Source organism: Streptomyces sp. NBC_01384, from assembly GCF_045040035.1.
Classification (GTDB): domain Bacteria; phylum Actinomycetota; class Actinomycetes; order Streptomycetales; family Streptomycetaceae; genus Streptomyces.
Map to the genome: position 1 here is coordinate 6,265,739 of NZ_CP109559.1, position 19,895 is coordinate 6,285,633.

General features: G+C 70.9%; 22 protein-coding genes. 13 read left to right on the forward strand and 9 right to left on the reverse strand.

Annotated features, from left to right (window positions below; all coding sequences use genetic code 11):
* Positions 1–59: 59 nt before the first annotated feature.
* Positions 60–1,058 carry a heavy metal transporter gene (locus tag OG747_RS28785; RefSeq protein ID WP_405882286.1) on the reverse strand — a complete coding sequence of 333 codons (999 nt, stop codon included), beginning with the start codon at positions 1,056–1,058 and terminating at the stop codon, positions 60–62.
* Positions 1,059–1,155: 97 nt separating this feature from the next.
* Between OG747_RS28785 and dapE the strand changes: the two genes are divergently transcribed.
* A complete protein-coding gene (gene dapE / locus OG747_RS28790; RefSeq protein ID WP_405882287.1) occupies positions 1,156–2,235 on the forward strand; it encodes a succinyl-diaminopimelate desuccinylase in 1,080 nt (359 codons plus the stop codon).
* A 107-nt stretch (positions 2,236–2,342) separates the two neighbouring features.
* Positions 2,343–3,101: a TIGR00730 family Rossman fold protein gene (locus OG747_RS28795; protein WP_405882288.1), complete on the forward strand. Its 759-nt coding sequence runs from the start codon at positions 2,343–2,345 to the stop codon at positions 3,099–3,101.
* Positions 3,102–3,152: 51 nt separating this feature from the next.
* Here the strand turns inward: OG747_RS28795 and folP are convergent, their stop codons facing one another.
* Positions 3,153–4,013 (reverse strand): dihydropteroate synthase, encoded by an 861-nt coding sequence (folP, locus tag OG747_RS28800; RefSeq protein WP_405882289.1) that lies wholly within the window; start codon positions 4,011–4,013, stop codon positions 3,153–3,155.
* A 177-nt stretch (positions 4,014–4,190) separates the two neighbouring features.
* Between folP and OG747_RS28805 the strand changes: the two genes are divergently transcribed.
* Together OG747_RS28805 and OG747_RS28810 are read left to right on the forward strand one after the other, a co-directional pair.
* Complete coding sequence (locus OG747_RS28805) at positions 4,191–4,541, forward strand: DivIVA domain-containing protein (protein ID WP_405882290.1); 351 nt, start codon at positions 4,191–4,193, stop codon at positions 4,539–4,541.
* Entirely contained in the window at positions 4,538–5,119 is a 582-nt protein-coding gene (locus OG747_RS28810; RefSeq protein ID WP_405882291.1) for a DNA-3-methyladenine glycosylase I, read from the forward strand. The genes OG747_RS28805 and OG747_RS28810 overlap by 4 nt, the downstream gene beginning before the upstream one ends.
* Positions 5,120–5,225: 106 nt before the next feature.
* Here OG747_RS28810 and OG747_RS28815 read toward each other — a convergent pair whose 3' ends face one another.
* A complete protein-coding gene (locus tag OG747_RS28815) occupies positions 5,226–6,029 on the reverse strand; it encodes an enoyl-CoA hydratase/isomerase family protein (protein ID WP_405882292.1) in 804 nt (267 codons plus the stop codon).
* A gap of 64 nt (positions 6,030–6,093) precedes the next feature.
* Between OG747_RS28815 and OG747_RS28820 the strand changes: the two genes are divergently transcribed.
* Complete coding sequence (locus OG747_RS28820) at positions 6,094–6,258, forward strand: hypothetical protein (protein ID WP_405882293.1); 165 nt, start codon at positions 6,094–6,096, stop codon at positions 6,256–6,258.
* Positions 6,259–6,402: 144 nt separating this feature from the next.
* A complete protein-coding gene (locus OG747_RS28825) occupies positions 6,403–6,570 on the forward strand; it encodes a DUF3117 domain-containing protein (protein ID WP_003966491.1) in 168 nt (55 codons plus the stop codon).
* 145 nt (positions 6,571–6,715) lie between these two features.
* Here OG747_RS28825 and OG747_RS28830 read toward each other — a convergent pair whose 3' ends face one another.
* Positions 6,716–7,414: an O-methyltransferase gene (locus tag OG747_RS28830; protein ID WP_405885727.1), complete on the reverse strand. Its 699-nt coding sequence runs from the start codon at positions 7,412–7,414 to the stop codon at positions 6,716–6,718.
* Between the two features lie 263 nt (positions 7,415–7,677).
* On the opposite strand from OG747_RS28830, the gene sigE reads away from it, so the two are divergent.
* The 5 genes from sigE to OG747_RS28855 all read left to right on the forward strand — a co-directional run bounded on the left by sigE (position 7,678) and on the right by OG747_RS28855 (position 12,761).
* Complete coding sequence (gene sigE, locus OG747_RS28835) at positions 7,678–8,379, forward strand: RNA polymerase sigma factor SigE (RefSeq protein ID WP_405885728.1); 702 nt, start codon at positions 7,678–7,680, stop codon at positions 8,377–8,379.
* Positions 8,376–9,356 carry an anti-sigma factor family protein gene (locus tag OG747_RS28840; RefSeq protein WP_405882294.1) on the forward strand — a complete coding sequence of 327 codons (981 nt, stop codon included), beginning with the start codon at positions 8,376–8,378 and terminating at the stop codon, positions 9,354–9,356. Before sigE ends, OG747_RS28840 begins: the two co-directional genes overlap by 4 nt.
* A gap of 144 nt (positions 9,357–9,500) precedes the next feature.
* Positions 9,501–11,210 (forward strand): trypsin-like peptidase domain-containing protein, encoded by a 1,710-nt coding sequence (locus OG747_RS28845; protein ID WP_405882295.1) that lies wholly within the window; start codon positions 9,501–9,503, stop codon positions 11,208–11,210.
* Positions 11,211–11,420: 210 nt separating this feature from the next.
* Positions 11,421–11,891, forward strand: coding sequence for a sec-independent translocase (locus OG747_RS28850; RefSeq protein WP_405882296.1), 471 nt, complete (start codon positions 11,421–11,423; stop codon positions 11,889–11,891).
* Positions 11,892–12,104: 213 nt separating this feature from the next.
* Positions 12,105–12,761, forward strand: a complete 657-nt coding sequence (locus tag OG747_RS28855; RefSeq protein ID WP_405882297.1) for a hypothetical protein — start codon at positions 12,105–12,107, stop codon at positions 12,759–12,761.
* A gap of 91 nt (positions 12,762–12,852) precedes the next feature.
* On the opposite strand, the gene OG747_RS28860 is transcribed toward OG747_RS28855, so the two are convergent.
* The 3 genes from OG747_RS28860 to OG747_RS28870 are packed head-to-tail and all read right to left on the reverse strand — an operon-like array spanning position 12,853 to position 15,942.
* Positions 12,853–13,986, reverse strand: coding sequence for an Mrp/NBP35 family ATP-binding protein (locus tag OG747_RS28860; protein WP_405882298.1), 1,134 nt, complete (start codon positions 13,984–13,986; stop codon positions 12,853–12,855).
* 44 nt (positions 13,987–14,030) lie between these two features.
* Entirely contained in the window at positions 14,031–14,615 is a 585-nt protein-coding gene (locus OG747_RS28865; protein WP_405882299.1) for a DUF1003 domain-containing protein, read from the reverse strand.
* Positions 14,605–15,942 carry a magnesium transporter MgtE N-terminal domain-containing protein gene (locus tag OG747_RS28870; protein ID WP_405882300.1) on the reverse strand — a complete coding sequence of 446 codons (1,338 nt, stop codon included), beginning with the start codon at positions 15,940–15,942 and terminating at the stop codon, positions 14,605–14,607. Before OG747_RS28870 ends, OG747_RS28865 begins: the two co-directional genes overlap by 11 nt.
* A gap of 247 nt (positions 15,943–16,189) precedes the next feature.
* Between OG747_RS28870 and OG747_RS28875 the strand changes: the two genes are divergently transcribed.
* On the forward strand, positions 16,190–16,948 hold the full coding sequence (locus OG747_RS28875) for a hypothetical protein (protein ID WP_405882301.1): 759 nt from the start codon (positions 16,190–16,192) through the stop codon (positions 16,946–16,948).
* Between the two features lie 47 nt (positions 16,949–16,995).
* Here OG747_RS28875 and OG747_RS28880 read toward each other — a convergent pair whose 3' ends face one another.
* Entirely contained in the window at positions 16,996–17,541 is a 546-nt protein-coding gene (locus OG747_RS28880) for a hypothetical protein (RefSeq protein ID WP_405882302.1), read from the reverse strand.
* 43 nt (positions 17,542–17,584) lie between these two features.
* Positions 17,585–18,697, reverse strand: a complete 1,113-nt coding sequence (locus OG747_RS28885; RefSeq protein ID WP_405882303.1) for a magnesium and cobalt transport protein CorA — start codon at positions 18,695–18,697, stop codon at positions 17,585–17,587.
* Positions 18,698–19,281: 584 nt separating this feature from the next.
* On the opposite strand from OG747_RS28885, the gene OG747_RS28890 reads away from it, so the two are divergent.
* Positions 19,282–19,866 (forward strand): suppressor of fused domain protein, encoded by a 585-nt coding sequence (locus OG747_RS28890; RefSeq protein ID WP_405882304.1) that lies wholly within the window; start codon positions 19,282–19,284, stop codon positions 19,864–19,866.
* The last annotated feature ends 29 nt before the right edge of the window (positions 19,867–19,895 follow it).

Here is a 19,895-nt window from a genome sequence, read left to right on the forward strand (position 1 = left end):
GCTGGGCCCAGCGTCGACGCGGGGACGCCACACGTCCCCCGCCAGGGTGAGGGCCCGTACTACTGCGCGGTGACGATGCGGACCTCGGCTGCGGACTCCGTGGCCGTCGAACCGTCGTTGGCGTCCGATGTGCGCCACTCGCCGTTCGTTCTCCCCGCGGTCCACTCCCGCCCCGCGTAGGAGACCCGTTCGATGTGCAGTGTCGAGGAGTTGGCCACGGCCCAGTGCGCCAGTTCCCAGCCGCGCTGCCGCACGCTGGTCCCGGCAGCGGACTTCTTGCGCAGTGGAACGGTCACGGTCCGCCCGGAGACGGTCGGCGACGGGGCGAGCGCCGCTGAGGCCGTCGGGGACGCCGCCGGGGAGGCGGAGGTGCCCGCGGCAACCACGTCGGCCCCCGCCTCCTGCAGCACCTCACGCCCGAAGTCCCGTACGAGCGCGGCCCGCACCGAGTCGGGACCGCCGACCGGGGTCGCCCCGGGGCGACCCTCACAGGTCAGCGTGGCCGCCGCGCGACCGGTCAGGGCCGCCGCCAGCAGCGTGGCGTCCGGCTCGTGCTTCGCGTACGCCTGCGGATAGCCACTGCGCTGCACGCGCTGCGCGGCGACGGTGAGCGGCATACTTCTATAGCCGTGCACCTTGACCAGATGCTCGTAGAACACCCCCGCCGCGTACGTCGGGTCCATGATCTGCTTCGTCGTCCCCCAGCCCTGCGAGGGCCGCTGCTGGAACAGACCGAGCGAGTCCCGGTCGCCGTGCTGGATGTTGCGCAGCCCCGACTCCTGGAGCGCGGTCGCGAGGGCGATGGCCACGGCGCGCTCGGGCAGGCCGCGGGTGGTGCCGACCGCCGAGATCGTCGCCGCGTTCACCGCCTGCTCCGGCGTGAACTCGTACGAGGCGCCGTCCCCCTTTCCGGAGACGACTTTGCACCGCGGCGCACCCGTCCCTCCTGTGAGGTACTGCACCGCGAGATACCCCGCGAGCGCGAGCAGGACTACCACGGCCGCCCCGAAACGGAAGAGGCGGCCGCGCCGGACAGGAGTGGGGGACGGCTCTGGCACGCGTACAAGGTACTGGAGGTGACTGTTGGTGGCGTGTGGGACTGTGGACAACCGACGCGCGGTCAACCGCCGGCCACGGGGCGTTAGGGTCGAGGGCATGGCCGACACCTCGCTTGACCTCACGCTGGACGCCGCCGAGCTCACCGCGCGGCTCGTCGACTTCCCCTCGGAGAGCGGCAACGAGAAGCCGCTCGCGGACGCCATCGAGGCCGCCCTGCGCGCCCTGCCGCATCTGACGGTCGACCGGTACGGCAACAACGTCGTGGCGCGGACGAACCTGGGGCGGGCCGAGCGCGTGATCCTCGCCGGCCACATCGACACGGTCCCCATCGCCGGCAACGTGCCCTCCCGCCTCGACGAGGACGGCGTGCTCTGGGGCTGCGGCACCTGCGACATGAAGTCCGGCGTCGCGGTACAGCTGCGCGTCGCGGCCACGGTCCCCGCCCCCAACCGCGACCTCACCTTCGTGTTCTACGACAACGAAGAGGTCGCGGCCCATCTGAACGGCCTGAAGCACGTGGCCGAGGCCCACCCCGAGTGGCTGGCGGGCGACTTCGCGATCCTCCTGGAGCCGACGGACGGCCAGGTGGAGGGCGGCTGCCAGGGCACGCTCAGGGTGTTCCTGAAGACCAAGGGGGAGCGCGCGCACTCCGCGCGCGCCTGGATGGGCTCCAATGCGATCCACGCGGCGGCCCCGATTCTGGCCAGGCTCGCCGCGTACGAGCCCCGCACGCCGGTCGTGGACGGTCTCCGGTTCCATGAGGGCCTCAACGCCGTCCGCATCGAGGGCGGCGTGGCCACCAACGTCATCCCCGACGCCTGCACCGTCGTCGTCAACTTCCGTTACGCGCCCGACCGTAGCGAGGAGGAGGCGGAGGCCTTCGTGCGCGACTTCTTCGCGGACTGCGACGTGGACGAGTTCATCGTCGACGACCACTCCGGCGGGGCCCGGCCCGGCCTGACCCACCCGGCCGCCGCCGCCTTCGTGGCGGCCGTCGGAGGCGAGGCGCGCCCCAAGTTCGGCTGGACGGACGTCGCCCGCTTCAGCGCGCTCGGAGTGCCCGCGGTGAACTACGGCCCCGGCGCCCCGCTCCTCGCGCACAAGGTCGACGAGCGGGTGCGGGCGTCGGCGATCCCGGAGGCGGAGGAGCGCCTGCGCGCCTGGCTGACGTCCTGAGGCCTGCCCGAACCGCCCTGGTGCACGGCGGACATGCGCATGTCCCCCCTCCGTAACCAGCGGAGATCTACGCTGGAGCTGAACGATGGCAAGCGGAGGGAGCGCACATGGCTACTGGCAACCCCGAGGGCAAGAAGCGCCCACCGGAGGAGCAGCGGCTGGGGCCGGTGCTGCGCAGACGGGACCAGGTGCAGGCGAGCACCACGGACCAGCGGCTGCTGGACGCGGGCGGCCCCTCCGACTGGGTGCACACCGACCCCTGGCGGGTCCTGCGCATCCAGTCGGAATTCATCGAGGGCTTCGGCACCCTCGCCGAACTCCCGCCCGCGATCAGCGTCTTCGGCTCCGCCCGTACGCCCGTGGACTCGCCCGAGTACGAGGCGGGAGTCGCCCTCGGCCGCGGCCTGGTCCAGGCGGGCTTCGCCGTGATCACCGGCGGTGGTCCCGGCGCCATGGAGGCCGCGAACAAGGGCGCCTGCGAAGCCAAGGGCATCTCCGTAGGCCTGGGCATCGAGCTCCCCTTCGAACAGGGCCTCAACCCGTACGTCGACATCGGCCTCAACTTCCGGTACTTCTTCGTCCGCAAGATGATGTTCGTCAAGTACGCCCAGGGCTTCGTGGTCCTCCCGGGCGGCCTCGGCACCCTCGACGAACTCTTCGAGGCGCTGACCCTCGTCCAGACCCAGAAGGTCACCCGCTTCCCGATCGTTCTCTTCGGGACGGCGTACTGGGGCGGTCTCGTCGACTGGCTCAAGAACACCCTGATCGCCCAGGGCAAGGCCTCCGAACAGGATCTGCTCCTCTTCCACCTCACGGACGAGGTGGAGGAGGCCGTGGCCCTGGTCTCGAAGGAGGCGGGCCGCTAGCGGGCCGGGGCTCACCCGAAGATCGCAGGGGCGACGGGGGCGAGGAAAGCCCTACGCCAGCCCCCGTCGGGCCACCGTCGGAGGGCGGTGGCCCGCGATCGACGCCACCATGTCCAGCACCTGCCGCGTCTCCGCGACCTCGTGCACGCGGTACACCTGCGCCCCCAACCACGCCGACACGGCCGTCGTGGCCAGCGTCCCCACCACCCGCTCCTTCACCGGCTTGTCCAGCGTCTCCCCGACGAAGTCCTTGTTGGAGAGGGAGACGAGCACCGGCCACCCCGTCTCGACCATCTCGCCCAGCCGCCGCGTCGCCTCAAGGCTGTGCCGCGTGTTCTTTCCGAAGTCGTGCCCAGGATCGATCAGCACGGACTCCCGCGGCACCCCCAACGACACCGCCCGCTCGGCCAGCCCCAAGGTCACCCGCAGAATGTCGGCCATGACATCGTCGTACGCGATCCGGTGCGGCCGCGTACGAGGCTCGGAGCCCCCGGCATGGGTGCACACCAGCCCCACCCCGTACCGCGCGGCCACCTCCGCGAGCCGCGGATCGACGCCGCCCCACGCGTCGTTGAGCAGATCCGCCCCCACCTCGCAGACCGCCTCCCCGACTTCGTGCCGCCAGGTGTCGACGCTGATGATCACGTCGGGGAACCGCCGCCGCACCTCGGCGACGAAACCGACCGTACGGCGCGCCTCCTCCTCGGCGGTCACCTCTTCCCCCGGCCCGGCCTTGACCCCGCCGATGTCGATGATGGCGGCGCCCTCGGCCACCGCCTGTTCCACGCGGGCGAGCGCGGGTTCGTCGCGGAAGGTGGCTCCCTGGTCGTAGAAGGAGTCGGGGGTCCGGTTCACGATGGCCATGATCACCGGCTCGTGCGGGTCGAATTCGTGCCTGCCCAGCCTGAGCATCCCCTGTGACCTCTCCTAGTAAGTCCCGCTGCTTAGCCGCCTGCGACCTTAACTGCCAGACTCGCATGGCACGATCGGACCTGACACTTTCGGAGTCAGGACTTTCAGAGTCAGGCAGCTTCAGTACTTTCGCGCCGGCGCGACCCGCGTCGGCACCAGAGCGTGGGGACCTCAGCGATGTTCATGTTCTTGTTCCTGGTCGTCGCGCTCGCCGTCGTGGTCGCCGCGGTGACACTGTCCGTGGTGGGCGGCGGCGAGAGCGCCCCCCTTCCCGAGGCCGAGCCCGAGCGGCTCGCGGACCCGCTGCCCCTGGACCGGCCGGTGAACCGCGCGGACGTGGAGTCCCTGCGCTTCCCGCTCGCCGCCCGCGGCTACCGGATGGCGGACGTGGACGACGCCCTCGGCCGACTCGGCGCCGAGCTCGCCGAGCGTGACGCCCGGATCGCCGACCTGGAGGACGCGCTGGCCGGTGCCCGCGCCGCCTCCACCACCTCCCTGACCAAGCCCGTGGAGGGAGAGCAGCAGTGAGCGACGCGCTGGCCGGGCCCGACGGGGCGCTGCGCTGCCCCTGGGCCCTGTCCACGGAGGAGTACGTCTCGTACCACGACGAGGAGTGGGGCCGCCCGGTCCACGGCGACGACGCGCTGTACGAGCGGCTCTGCCTGGAGGCCTTCCAGTCGGGTCTGTCCTGGATCACCATCCTGCGCCGCCGGCCGGGCTTCCGGGCCGCCTTCGCCGACTTCAAGATCGTCTCGGTGGCAGCCTTCACGGACGCCGACAAGGAGCGCCTGCTCGGCGACGCGGGCATCATCCGCAACCGCGCCAAGATCGAGGCGACTGTCGCCAACGCGCGTGTGCTGGCCGACTGGGCGCCGGGCGAGCTGGACGAGCTGATCTGGTCCTTCGCCCCCGACCCGGCCACCCGCCCCGCTCCGAAGCGGCTGGCCGAGGTCCCGGCCGTCACCGACGAGTCGACGGCCCTCTCCAAGACCCTCAAGAAGCGCGGCATCCGCTTCGTCGGCCCGACCACGGCCTACGCCCTGATGCAGGCGTGCGGCCTGGTGAACGATCACTTGGAGGATTGCGCGGCCAGGAGCGCCCCTTAAGGGGCGCGGGGCTGTGACATTGTGCGGCTCCGCCGCGTGGGCGCGACCAGCCACAGACGGCCCGCAGTTCCCGTACCGGCCTCCGACCGCCGAATCCAGCGAAGCGTCACCGCCCCAAGTACTTCGGCTTCTCCTTGTTGACGAACGCCTGCACTGCGATCACATGGTCCTCGGACACCCCCGCCCGAGCCTGCAGCTCGTCCTCCTTCTCAAGGGTCTCGTCCAAGGAGTGGGTGAGCCCATAGGCCACGGCCTCCTTCAGCGCGGCATAGGCCACCGTCGGGCCCGCGGCCAGCGTCCGGGCCAGTTCCTCCGCCTCGCCGCGCAGCGACGCCGACGGGACGAGCCGGTTCGCGATCCCCAGCTCGTACGCCTCCTGGGCGGTGATGCTGCGCGGGAAGAGCAGCAGGTCGGCGGCCCGGCTGGGGCCGACCACCCGCGGCAGGGTCCACGACATCCCCGAGTCGGCGGTCAGCGCGACCCCGGCGAACGACGTGTTGAACGCGGCGGTGTCGGCGACGATCCGATAGTCCGCGGCGAGGGCGAAGCCGAAGCCGGCCCCGGCGGCGACGCCGTTCACCGCGGCCACCACCGGCTTCGCGGCGCCGGTCAGGGCGCGCACGATCGGGTTGTAGTGCTCGCGCACGGTGCTCATCGTGTGCCCCGAGCCCGACTCCTTGTCGGCGGCCAGTAGTTTGATGTGCTCCTTGAGGTCCTGGCCGACGCAGAACGCCCGGTCACCGGCGCCGGTGAGCAGGATCGCCCGTACGCCGTCGTCCGCCGCGGCGGCCTGTGCCGCGTCCCGGAAGGCGACCTTGGTCTCGGTGTTCATCGCGTTCATCGCCTCGGGGCGGTTCAGCGTGATCGTCGCGAGTCCGTCGCTCACCTCGTAGAGCACGGTGTCGGCCATGGCGGGTCCCTCCGGTGTTGCGGCTCCGACGTACCGGCCGGTACGTCCTGGGTCCGAGGACAGCATGCAGGACAGCATGGCGGAGATCACGGTCCGGGCGTGGACAGGACATGTGACCTGCGTCAAAGAATTCCGCGGCGTGGAAGTCCATGCGGCGGCGCAGTATCGCAGTCACACCGCCGAAATGAGTGGTTTTGCTCAAGCGCGTTGCGTAAGCGATGCCGACTGATGTTGGTCATCGGGTCCTGAGATGCGGGATAATGGCCTGGAAGCAATGTGTTCGATGCCGGTGACGTGTGTCCTATGAGGGGACGTGCGTGCCCTTCAAGGGGCCGTCGGCGACGATGAGCTGGTTTCAGGAAGGGGAACGAGCATGGCGGCCATGAAGCCGCGGACGGGCGATGGCCCGCTCGAGGTGACCAAGGAGGGGCGGGGCATCGTCATGCGCGTTCCGCTCGAAGGCGGCGGTCGGCTCGTCGTCGAGCTGACCCCTGACGAGGCCGACGCGCTTGGCGACGCCCTCAAGAAGGTCGTCGGCTGACGCGGAAGCGACCATACCTTTTCAGCTGCCCCGGCATCGTAATCGGTGCCGGGGCGGTGGTTTTCCAGGGGTGCGTCATCGGCGTACCCCTTTGGTGTCGGCGCAGGTCAGAAGCGTGGACAGACGCGCATAAGGGGTATACGGGTCAGCGCTTGACCGCGCACAGCAACCCGTCGCCCACCGGCAGCAGCGAAGGCACCAGGTCCTGGCTCTCGCGCACCGCGCGCAGCAGCTCGCGCAGCCGGCCGACCTCCGCGGGCTGCGGGCCCGAGTCCACCGTGCGGCCGTCCGCGAAGACGCCCTCGAAGACGACCAGCCCGCCCGGACGCAGCAGGCGCAACGATTCAGCGAGATAGTCCAGGCATTCCAGGCGGTCGCCGTCGCAGAAGACGAGGTCGTAACCGGCGTCCGCGAGCCGGGGCAGGACATCCAGCGCGCGGCCCGGGATGAAGCGGGCGCGGTTGCTCGCGAAGCCTGCCGCGCGGAAAGCCTGGCGGGCGAACTGCTGGCGGTCCGGCTCCGGATCCACGGTAGTCAGTACCCCGTCCGGCCGCATGCCGTGCAGCAGATGAATTCCGGAGACGCCGGTCCCAGTCCCGATCTCCGCGACCGCTTTCGCGTCCACGGAGGCGGCGAGCAACCGCAGGGCTGCGCCCGTGCCGGGCGACACCGGGCGCAGCCCTGCCTCGCGGGCCCGGTCCCGGGCCCAGCGCAGCGCCTCACCCTCGGCGACAAAGGCGTCGGCGAACGCCCAGCTCGTCTGCCGGTTGCCGGTAATGACCCTCTCCTGTCCCCGTGGTTGCCTGGGCGTGACTGTATCCGTTGGTGCCGGGAACCCGCAGATGGGACCGGGCGTTTAGAGAGGTGGGGAGACAGAGCGGGGGGAAGCGGATGGATCAGTACGTAGGGCAGGACACAAAGCAGGACGTAGAGCAGGATGCAGAGCAGGGCGGCGAGCAAGTGCTGACGCAGCCATATGAGCGCGTATCAATTTCTCGTAAAACCGCTTATCCGGAGCTAACGGGCGAGGTGGCTATGGTAGGGGCTCCACTGGACACCACCAGAGCCGACAGGGGAGGTGCGGCTGCGCCTGTGGATCGAGGGCGGGTGCTGCGGCGCCTGCTCAGATCGGCGGGTGAGCCGAAATCCGTGACCGACATCGCTGACAAGTGCCATGCTGCTGCCCCAGCGCAGACCGCGACGTTCACCACCGACGCGGAGTCGCAGGCGTGGACTCCGCCCACCTGGGAGGAGATCGTCAGCACGCACAGCGCCCGGGTCTACCGGCTCGCCTACCGCCTGACGGGAAACCAGCACGACGCCGAGGACCTCACTCAGGAAGTCTTCGTCCGTGTCTTCCGCTCACTGTCGACCTACACCCCCGGCACCTTCGAGGGCTGGCTGCACCGCATCACCACGAATCTCTTCCTGGACATGGTACGCCGCAAGCAGCGCATCCGCTTCGACGCCCTTGGCGACGACGCGGCCGAGCGCCTGCCCAGCCGCGAGCCGTCCCCGCAGCAGGTCTTCAACGACGCGCACTTCGACGCGGACGTCCAGCAGGCGCTGGACACCCTCGCGCCCGAGTTCCGCGCCGCGGTCGTCCTCTGTGACATCGAGGGACTTTCGTACGAGGAGATCGCCGCGACCCTGGGCGTCAAGCTCGGTACGGTCCGCAGCCGGATTCACCGTGGCCGCTCGCAGCTGCGCAAGGCCCTCGCGCACCGGTCTCCCGAGGCTCGTGCCGAGCGCCGCGGCTTCGCGATCCCGCGAGTTCCGGCGCTGGGAGGAGGGGGCGCGACCGCGTGAGTGGATCCCGGCCCAACTCTACGGAGCGGCGTGTTGCCGACCAGCATCTTGGAGATCGACTCTCTGCCCTGGTGGACGGAGAGCTCGGTCATGAGTCGCGCGAGCGCGTCCTGGCCCACCTCGTCACCTGTGCGAAGTGCAAGGCCGAGGCGGACGCCCAGCGCCGACTGAAGAACGTCTTCGCGGAAGTCGCTCCTCCGCCCCCCTCCGAGAGCTTCCTGGCCCGTCTCCAGGGACTTCCGGGGGGAGGTGACTTCGACGGCGGTGATGGCTCACCGCTCGGCGGGGGAGGATTCGGCGGCGGATTCCCCTCCGGGTCCTCCGTGACGGGGGTCTTCGGAGTGCGCGGCGAACCCTTCGGGTACGTGCCCGCGGGGCCGCACGCCGACGTACTGCCCCCTTCCACCGGGCGCGGTTTCCGCATCCATGACGTCAGCCGCCACGAGGCCGACAGATCGGCCTCGCGCGGACTGCGCTTCGCCTTCGTCGCCGCCGGTGCGGTGTCGCTGGCCGCGGTCGCGCTCGGCGGGGTGTCGACCGGGGTGCCGGGCGACACCGCGGACGCGCGCGGCGGCCCCGGCGGAAGCAATGTGACACCGGCGCGCACGCCGGGCTCGGGGGCCGCGACGGCTCCCGAGACGCAGCGCCGCCGCTCCGACGGGCCGCTGCTCGCCCAGGGCGAGCGTTCGCTCGGCGTGGCGCCCGTGGTCCCCACCTCGATGTCCGCACCCCTGCTGCCCGGAGTCCCCGCTCCGGCGTCCCAGGGCGACGACGTCATGCACACGCTGACGACCCCCGTGGTCGCCGGCGCCGCCGCGATGTCCCCGCTCATACGTCCGCTCACCGAGGCCCAGCCGGTCGCGCTGACCTCCTGGCCGACGACGCCCGGCCTCACGGCTCCGGGCCTGCTCGCCGCCCCCGCCGCCACCCCGTCCCCCTCTTCCTCCCCGTCTCCCTCCCCCCGTACCGCCCGCTGACCCGCCCTCTGCGCCGCGGCCCCGGAACCTGGTTGAATCCGGGGTGGGCCGCGTCCGCCGGAGGGATTCCCGGACGCGGAGTCGACGATCTGCTGTGACCGCCGGTGAGTTGTGCCGCGGGCCAGGGCCAGGTGCGGGGAGAGCATGAACGAGGGGAAGCCCACGAAGGCGAAGTGGTGGAGCCGGCCCCGTCCGGTCCCTCCGGGGGCCGGCGCGGTGGGTCCGGTCGAGGGCATCTCCGAGTCCGAGGACGGCTACAGGTCGGAGGACGGCTACAGGCCCGAGGGGGATTACAGGCCCGAGGGGGACTACAGGTCCGAAGGGGACTACGAGCTGGAACGTCCCGCCGCGGCTCGTGGGGGCGGTGTGCCGGGTGCCGAGGTGCCCGGAGGCCCCTCGTCCGGCGTCCTGCCCGCGGACCGGCCTCCCGTCGATGCCGTATCTGCGGAGCGGGCCTCCTCCGGCCGTTCCATGCCCCTGCACGACCCCGATCCCTACAGCACCCCGCCGTACGGCGAGCCGGGCCCCTGGGCGCCCGCTCCGCCGGTCCAGCATCCGGCGGCCGGCCCGGTGTACGGCACGCCGGCACACGGCACCCCCATGCCCGCAGGCCCGCCGTCGGCCCCGTACGCGAGCAGCCCCCACCCCACCGCCCCCACCCCCTGGCAGAGCTACGACCCCTGGGCCGCGCCCGGACCGCTCCAGCAGAACGGGGCGGCCGTCGCGACGAAGGCCCAGCGGCGTAAGCGGGCGAAGAAGGTGCTGGTCCTCGGTGCCGTGCTGATCGCCGTCGTCTCCGGAGGCGTCGGCGGCGCCGTAGGGGCCTATCTGGAGCGCAACGGCGGGCTGGGTGGCGTAACGCTGCCGCAGGCCGCCAAGGAGGCGCCCGGGCGGGCTCCGGACAGCGTGGCGGGGATAGCCGCCCGCGCGCTGCCCGGCGTCGTCACCCTGCATGTGCGCGGCTCCGGCGAGGAGGACACCGGCACCGGGTTCGTGCTCGACGCCCGGGGGCACATCCTCACCAACAACCACGTGGTCCAGCCGGCCGGCACCGGCGGCGAGATAACCGTGACGTTCAGCGGCGGCGAGAGCGCCAAGGCCACCGTCGTCGGACACGACGGCGGATACGACCTCGCGGTGGTCAAGGTGTCCGGGGTCGGCGGGCTCCAGCCCATGGCGCTGGGCAACTCCGACAACGTCCAGGTGGGCGACCCCGTCGTCGCCATCGGCGCGCCCTTCGACCTCGCCAACACCGTCACCTCCGGGATCATCAGCGCCAAGGAGCGGCCCATCACGGCGGGCGGCGAGAAGGGCGACGGGAGCGACGTCTCGTACGTGGACGCCCTGCAGACCGACGCGGCCATCAACCCCGGCAACTCCGGCGGCCCCCTGCTCGACTCCCGGGCGCGGGTCATCGGCATCAACAGCGCCATCCGCTCCGCCGACGGCGGCACCGACGCGCAGGGGAGTCAGGCCGGTTCCATCGGGCTCGGCTTCGCCATCCCGGTCAACCAGGCCAAGCGCGTCGCCGAGGAGCTGATCAACACCGGCAAGGCCACCCACCCCGTGATCGGGGTGACGCTCGACCTGAACTACGCGGGCGACGGCGCCCGGGTCGGCACCAAGGGCTCCGGCAGCAGCCCGCCGGTCACCGCGGGAGGCCCTGGTGCCGAGGCGGGCATCAAGGCGGGCGACGTCATCACCGCGGTCGACGGCCGGCGCGTCCACACGGGCGAGGAGCTGATCGTGAAGACCCGCGCGCACCGCCCCGGCGACCGGCTCCGGCTGACGCTCCAGCGGGGCGGTACGGAGAAGACGGTCACCCTGGTCCTCGGCTCCGCGGACGGCACCTGACCGTTGTAGCCAGCAACTGACATGAACTTCACAGGAGCGGGGTCGATCCCCTTCCTGAGCGGCAAACATCCGGGAAAACTCAGGGTGTACACGCACCCGGAAGGCCCGGGACAGTTCCGGACGGACGGGATCGGCGGGTACCGTGGACCGTGCCCGGACCAAGGAAAACCGCCGAGGGCCGAGGACCGAGGACATCGCAAGGAGTTTCAGGTGTTCAATGACGTAGGACCGCTTGAGCTGGTGACGCTCATAGTCCTTGCCGTGCTCGTCTTCGGTCCGGAGAAGCTCCCGAAGATGATCCAGGATGTCACGCGCACCATCCGCAAGATCCGCGAATTCTCGGAGAGCGCCAAGCAGGACATCCGCGAGGAACTCGGCCCGGACTTCAAGGACTTCGACTTCGAGGACCTCAACCCCAAGACGTTCCTGCGCAAGCAGCTGGACAACGACGAGCTGGGGCTCAAGGAGATCCGCAACGGCTTCGACCTGAATAAGGAGATGGCCGAGGTCACGGACGCGGTGCACGGTCGTGACCCGGAGTCGTCCTCCTCGTCCGGGGCCTCTGGTTCCTCGGGTACTTCTGGTTCTTCCGGTTCTTCCGGTGGTGCCGTCGACATGACCAAGAAGCCCGAGAAGCCCGACCCGGACGAGCGTCCGCCCTTCGACGCGGACGCCACCTGAGCCGTACCCGGTTCGCCTTCCGGGCGATCCGGGTTCTGGGCGATTCGGGCCGTGGGCGGTCCGAAAACGGCGCGTGCACGACCCACGCGCCGGGTGCTTTCCCTGCTGCTCGGAGCGGTGTGGCTATGCTGCCCAGTTGTTGTGCGGACTGCTGAGGACGCCCGAGGGGGGCGGGCCGCCCGGTCCGACGAGAACAAGGAGGCGTCCGGGCAGATGGAGACGACAAGTCGGGTAGGCGCGCAGGCGCCGGCCGCGGAGGGCGGACAACAGGCCCCCTTCGCCCGGCGCACGGTCGACAGCTACCTGCCGGCGCACTTCCCGTGGTACGGCCTCGATGAGGCCTTCACGGGGCCGCGCTGGCTGATGCAGGTCGGTACGTCGGCGGACGGTGCCGTCGAGCACGGTTCGATCGGGCACGGGGACGAGCCCTCGGTGCGCGGGGAGTCGACCGAGGACAAGGAGCGCTTCGCGGTCGTGGTGACCGTCGCGGCCAGCCCCTCGCGCCGCAGCGCGGACGGTACGGGGCTGCTGGAGGCCACCTCGGTGTCCTCCGCGGCCTGGCTGGCCGGGGTGGGGCTGCTGGCCTTCACCTGGCCGGGACAGATGGACCACACCCTGCGGGACGACTGGCTGGACCAGCAGACCGAGACGGCGTGGGTCCTCGCGGACGACCTCGACGGGCCCGACTGGTCCTCGCTGTCCCTCCCCGTGGACGGCGTGCCGACGCCCTTCCACTACCGCGAGTCCGAGTTCGGCTGGGTCCTCGCGGGGTCCACCCAGGAGGGCGTCCATGTGGGGGCCTACGGGCGGGGCATGAGTGCGTACGGGTTGGGCTTCGCCATGATCAAGGACATCTCGGCGTACGCGTAGTCGATCCTCCCGCTGATCCCTCCGCTGATTTTTTAGTCGATGCCCTCGGACGGGCGGGGCGGGGACTGCGCCCCTTTCGGGGCGCTCCCGCTCAGAACTTGTTCCTCGGGGTGATGCCCAGGGACATGCCCGACAGGCCTCGCTGGCGGCCGCCGAGCTTGCCCGCGATGGAGCGCAGGGCGGCGCCCGCGGGGGATTCCGGGTCCGTGAGGACGACCGGCTTGCCCTCGTCGCCGCCCTCGCGGAGGCGGACGTCGATCGGGATGGAGCCGAGGACCGGGACCGTGGCGCCGGTGGTGCGGGTCAGGCCGTCGGCGACGGTCTGACCGCCGCCCGTGCCGAAGACGTCGACCATCTCGCCGCAGTGCGGGCAGGGCAGGCCGGACATGTTCTCGACCACGCCGACGATCTTCTGGTGGGTCTGGACGGCGATGGAGCCCGCGCGCTCGGCGACCTCCGCGGCGGCCTGCTGGGGGGTCGTCACCACCAGGATCTCCGCGTTCGGGACCAGCTGGGCCACGGAGATCGCGATGTCGCCCGTGCCCGGCGGGAGGTCCAGGAGGAGGACGTCCAGGTCTCCCCAGAAGACGTCCGCCAGGAACTGCTGGAGGGCGCGGTGGAGCATCGGGCCGCGCCAGACGACCGGCGCGTTGCCCGGGGTGAACATGCCGATGGAGATGACCTTCACACCGTGCGCGGACGGCGGCATGATCATGTTCTCGACCTGGGTCGGACGGCCGTCGGCGCCGAGCATGCGGGGCACCGAGTGGCCGTAGATGTCCGCGTCGACGACACCGACCTTGAGACCGTCGGCCGCCATCGCCGCCGCCAGGTTCACCGTCACCGAGGACTTGCCGACACCACCCTTGCCGGAGGCGACCGCGTACACGCGCGTGAGCGAGCCAGGCTTGGCGAAGGGGACCTCGCGCTCGGCCTGGCCGCCGCGCAGCGCGCTCGCCAGCTCCCGGCGCTGCTCGTCGCTCATCACGTCCAGGGTCACGTCTACGCGCGTGACGCCCTCGACCTTCGAGACCGCCTCCGTCACGTTCTTCGTGATGGTCTCGCGCATGGGACAGCCGGAGACGGTCAGATACACGGTGACCGCGACCGCACCATCCGCACCGATCTCCACCGATTTGACCATCCCCAGCTCGGTGATGGGTCGCTGGATCTCGGGGTCGTTCACCGTCGCCAGTGCTTCGCGCACCGCGTCTTCCGTAGCCATAACCACGATGGTACGGCGCCCGGCAGGGGGCCCGGAAAGCCCCGTCAGCGGTCGTCTACGTCACGTCCGGGCGACCGTTCTGCCGGGAATACGACATGGCCGTCGACGTGCTGTTCCTCCAGGTCCCTGGCCAGGTCCTGAAGTTCGGAGCGGATCCAGTCGCGGGTGGCCACCTCGCCGAGGCCCATGCGCAGGGAGGCGATCTCGCGGGTGAGGTACTCGGTGTCCGCGATCGACCGCTCGTTCTGCTGGCGGTCCTGTTCGAGGTTGACCCGGTCGCGGTCGGACTGGCGGTTCTGGGCGAGCAGGATCAGCGGGGCGGCGTAGGAGGCCTGCAGCGACAGCATCAGGGTGAGGAAGATGAACGGGTAGTTGTCGAAGCGCAGGTCGCGCGGGGCGCTGACGTTCCACACCACCCACAGGATGATGACGACCGTCATCCAGACGATGAATCGCCAGGTACCCAGGAACCGGGCGATCCGCTCCGACAGCCGCCCGAAGGCCTCCGGGTCCCACTCGGGCAGCAGCCTGAGGTGAGGCGGCTTCGGCTGGTCGAGGCGGGTGCGGGGCCGGGTGGTGGCGGTCGCCCCGGTGGCGGCCCGCTCGCGGGTCTCGCGCTCAGGGGCCATGAGGCTCCCCCTCTTCGGACGCCTGGGACGCCTCGGCCTCGGCCTCGGACGCCTCGGACGCCCCGGGCTCCTCGAGGTGGAACTCCGTCTCGCGCCAGTCCTCCGGCAGCATGTGGTCCAGTACGTCGTCCACGGTCACCACGCCGAGCAGCGAGCCGCTCTCGTCGACGACGGGCGCCGCGACCATGTCGTACGTGGCGAAGAAGCCCGCGACGACGGGCAGCTCGGCGTCCGGGGCGAGCGGCTGCAGATCGTCGTTGTCGAGGAGCGAACTGACCAGCGTGTAGGGCGGGTCGCGCAGCAGCCGCTGGAAGTGCGCCGTGCCCAGGTACTTGCCGGTCGGCGTCTCGTCCGGCGGGCGGCACACGTACACCTGGGCGGCGAGCGCGGGGGACAGGTCGGGGTTGCGGACCCGGGCGAGCGCGTCGGCGATCGTGGCGTCGGGCCGCAGCACGATGGGCTCGGTCGTCATCAGACCGCCGGCGGTCCGCTCCTCGTACGCCAACAGCCGTCGTACGTCGGCGGCCTCGTCCGGCCGCATCAGCGTCAGCAGCCGCTCCACGTCCGCCTCGGGCAGCTCGGCGAGCAGGTCGGCCGCGTCGTCCGGGTCCATCGCCTCCAGGACATCGGCGGCGCGCTCCTCCTTGAGCTTGCCGAGGATCTCGATCTGGTCGTCCTCGGGGAGTTCCTCGAGGACGTCGGCGAGGCGCTCGTCGTCGAGCGCGGCGGCCACCTCGCCGCGCCGCTTCGGGGAGAGGTGGTGCAGGACGTTGGCGAGGTCGGCGGCGCGCAGCTGCTCGAAGGTGGCGAGGAGGCTCTCGGCGCCCTGTCCGTGCTCCTCCAGCGAGAACCCGGTGACGGCGGACCACTCGACGGTCATCGTCTCGCCCTTGGTGCGCCGGAACGTTCCGCTGCGGGCCTTGCGCACGAAGACCCGGCCGATCTCCCACTCCCGGCGGGCCGGACGCTGCTGGATGGACACGTCGAGCACGGTGACCTCCTCGTCCGTCTCGACGAGCCGTACCCGCCGGTCGAGCAGTTCGCCGAACACGAGCCGCTCGGTGGGCCGCTGTTCGAAGCGGCGCACGTTCAGGACGCCGGTGGTGATGACCTGGCCGGACTCGATGCCGATCACACGGGTCATGGGCAGGAAGATGCGCCGCCGCGTGGACAGTTCGACGACCAGCCCGAGCAGCCGGGGCGGGCGCCGGCCGACGCGCAGCATGGCGACCAGGTCCCGCACGCGGCCCACCTGGTCGCCGTTCGGGTCGAAGACGGCGACACCGGCGAGGTGCGAGACGAAGATCCGGGGGGTGGCAGCGGCCATGCCCGCGTCTCCTTCGCTGTGAGCGCCCTGTGCGTGTTTGATCCTGCTCTGTCCGCTCGGGTGGGCTTCAGGCTAGCCCGTCCCGGTCGGATACGCCCTGGTGAGCGGTCCGGACGGACTGGCTCCGCCGGGCGGGGGCGGCACCGGTACGCTGCCGTACGCCGTTGAGGACATCCGTATGGACAGTCCGTATGGACAGTCCATACGGACACTCGTATGGGCACCCACACGAAAGGCAGCCCCACCTGTGACCGCAATTCCCCAGGGCCGTACCCGCAGGGCCGCACTGGTGGGCGCGATGTGCGCACTGGTCGTGACGGGGGCGGGGCTGACGGGGTGCAGTAGTGAGGATCCGGACGCGGGCACGAACGGGGTGGGCAAGCTGGCCGCCGCCGAGATCCAGTCGAAGACGCGCAAGGCGGCCACGTCCGCCGAGACGGTACGGCTCGCCGGGACCGTGGTGTCGAACGGGCGCACGTACAAGCTCGACATGCGCCTGAAGTCGGACGGCGGCACCGGTTCGGTGACCTCGGAGGGGGCGAGCTTCCACCTGCTCCGGGTCGGCAGGCACCTCTTCCTGAAGGCCGACGCGGAGTTCTGGAGCCACCAGGACGGCAAGAGCGGTACCACCTCGGCGGACACCGCGGCCGCCGACAAGCTCGACGGCATGTACGTGAAGGTCCCGAGCGGCGACCCGGCGTACAAGCGTTTCATCAGCTTCACGGACAAGGATGTCCTTCTGGACGGTCTCCTGACGCTGCACGGCACGCTCGCCACGGACGGCCATCACGAGCAGTCCGGCGTCCGCACCATCCGCATCACCGGCGACAAGGGCGCGGGCGGCACCCTGGACGTCTCCCTGAAGGGAACCCCCTACCCCCTGCTCCTGGTCCGCGCGGGCGACGCCGGCACCCTGCGCCTCAGCGACTGGGGCAAGGACTTCGCGCTCGCGGAACCCGCCAAGGACGAGACCGTGGACTACGGCAAGCAGCTGCCGACGTCCTAGTCACGCCGGGGCCCCACCAGGACCCCACCGGGACCCCGTTTGGGGCCCTACCGGCGGCGCCCCCGCTTCTTGAAGAGGAGCCGGGGTACGGCGGCCGGGATCGGCCGGCGGGTCGTCGCCGAGGTCGGCAACGGTACGGCGGCCAGGGAGCCGTCCGGCAGGGGCAGCGTGCCGACCTGGGGCTCCAGGCGCAGCACCCGGCACTCGCGGGCCCAGCGGGCCGGCATCTCCTCGCCGTCGGTCGCGTTCAGGCGCTTGCCCTTGAGCTCGGCTACCGCCGCCTCCCACGCGGGGGAGGCAGGCGCGAGCTCGACCACCTTCGCGGTCCAGGCGACCACCCGCCCACCCTTGTCCTTGCTGCGTACGATGACGACCGCGTCGCCCCCGTCGACCAGCCCGGGCAGCGGCTGCTCACCGGGTCCGTCGCCGACCAGACAGGCCGCACCGTCGTGCCACACGTGCCACAGGGCCTGGGTGGGTGCCTCGGGGCCCGGGGCGCCCGGCGCCGGTGCGCCGCTGCCCCGCACCCAGATCAGCCCGGACTTCTTCGTGGCCTCCTCGACGAGGGCCCGGTCGAGCAGCTGTTCCGTCATGGCCCCAGCCTATCCACGGGCACTCGGCGCTCACTCGACGCGCTCAGAGCCAGCCGTTGCGCTTCAGGATCCGGTGGATCGACAGACACATCCCGACCGTGGCGGCGAGCACCAGCGGGTAGCCGAACTTCCAGTGCAGCTCCGGCATGTAGTCGAAGTTCATGCCGTACACGCCGCACACCATCGTCGGTACGGCGATGATCGCGGCCCAGGACGTGATCTTGCGCATGTCCTCGTTCTGCGTGACGGACGCCTGCGCGAGGTTGGCCTGGAGGATCGAGTTGAGCAGCTCGTCGAAGCCGAGGACCTGCTCCTGGACGCGGGCGAGGTGGTCGGCGACGTCGCGGAAGTACTTCTGGATGTCCGGGTCGATCAGCCGCATCGGCCGCTCGCTCAGCAACTGCATGGGGCGCAGCAGCGGGGAGACAGCGCGCTTGAACTCCAGCACCTCGCGCTTGAGTTGGTAGATGCGGCCGGCGTCCGTGCCCCGCGGGGTGCCCTTGCGCCCCGGCGAGAAGACCTCGGTCTCCACCTCGTCGATGTCGTCCTGCACGGCGTCCGCGACCGCGATGTACCCGTCGACGACGTGGTCGGCGATGGCGTGCAGCACGGCGGAGGGGCCCTTGGCGAGCAGTTCGGGGTCGTCCTGCAGCCGGTGCCGCAGCGCCCGCAGCGAGCCCTGTCCGCCGTGCCGGACGGTGATGAAGAAGTCCCGCCCGGTGAAGCACATGACCTCGCCGGTCTCCACGACCTCGCTGGTGGCGGTGAGTTCGTCGTGCTCGACGTAGTGGATGGTCTTGAAGACGGTGAACAGGGAGTCGTCGTAGCGCTCCAGCTTGGGCCGCTGGTGGGCCTGTACGGCGTCCTCGACGGCCAGCGGGTGCAGTCCGAACTCACCGGCGATACCGGCGAATTCGGCCTCTGTGGGCTCGTGCAGGCCGATCCACACGAACCCGCCGTCGCGGCGCACCAGGCGCATCGCCTCCTGGGGCGTCAGCGGCTCGCGGGTCTGGACGCGGGCGCCGTCGCGGTAGACCGCGCAGTCGACCACGGCGGAGTTGGTCCCGGGGGCGCGGGTGTGGTCGTACGAGCCACTGTCCTTGCGCATCGAAGGGCGGGGGCGGACCGCGGCACGGAGGTCACGGATCATCGACATGGCAGGCTCCTTTTCGCAACGGAGGCGCCTGTGACGGTTGAAACTACCCGGAATGGGGACGTCCTGACTGCGGATGTTTGGCACGTCCACAAAGCGGGGAGCACCGCACCGTCGCGGTGGCGGCTTCGCTACTGATTCAGATCAGACAGATCGGATGGATCAGGCGGAAACGAAGCGCTCTTCCGTGGTGCACCGGGACAACGCTGACACGTATGCACACGTTCGCAGGAGGAAGCAGCCGACAGAGCTACGGGAGCTGTGGAAGAGGGCTGAAACCAGCTACAGAACTTCAGCGACCGGAAGAGCGGGTGGTACTGCACGGTCGACTTCGGTCCATTGCAGCCCCACCTCCTCCGGCCGGTCCCCCGTGAGGGACGATCCATCCCCCGTGGGGGAGCTGCCTCCCCCCGTGGAGGAGTCAGTCAGTCTCAGTGCGTCGGAGCTCGAGAGCGACTCCCCCAGTGCCTTAAGGGCCTGGGCGGTGCCCCCACTGCATGCTGCCCCGACCAGCGGCCAAGACTATCAGCGCCCGGAAGCGTCAAGCCGCCGCTTTGCCCGTTACTGACGAGTTCTATGCTCGGGTCATGGCTGATGTTCTTCCTCTGGTCGAGGCCCGGTTGCGCTCCGCGCTGGGCGAACCCGACGCACGCGCCGCGGTCACCTTCCTCGGCACCGACCGCATCGAAGTGCTGCGCTTCACGGAGGGCGACATCGTCCGCTACGCCACGCTCGGCATGTCCGCCCAGCCGATGGCGGACCCCACGGCGGTCCTCGCCGACCCGGTGAAGGGCCCGCGCGCGGAGCTGGTCCTCTCGGTGCGCGCGGGTGACGCCGACACTGACAAGGTGCTCCGCCCGCTCGCCGTGCTCGCCGCGTCCCCGCAGGTCGAGGGGCTGATCGTGGCCCCCGGCGCCTCGCTCGACGTGGGTGAACCGCTGTGGCCCGGCGCGCCGTTCACCTCCGTGCTGGTCGCGGAGTCCGGCGGTCTGATCGAGGACCTGGAGCTGGACGAGCCCGCCGATCCCGTACGTTTCCTGCCGCTGCTCCCGATGACGCCGAACGAGGCCGCGTGGAAGCGCGTGCACGGCGCCGGGGCCCTCCAGGAGCGCTGGCTGAACGGCGGAACGGACCTGCGCGATCCGCTGCGCAAGTCCGTTCCGCTGGACTGAGTCGTCCTTTTCCCGCCCCTTCCCGCCCC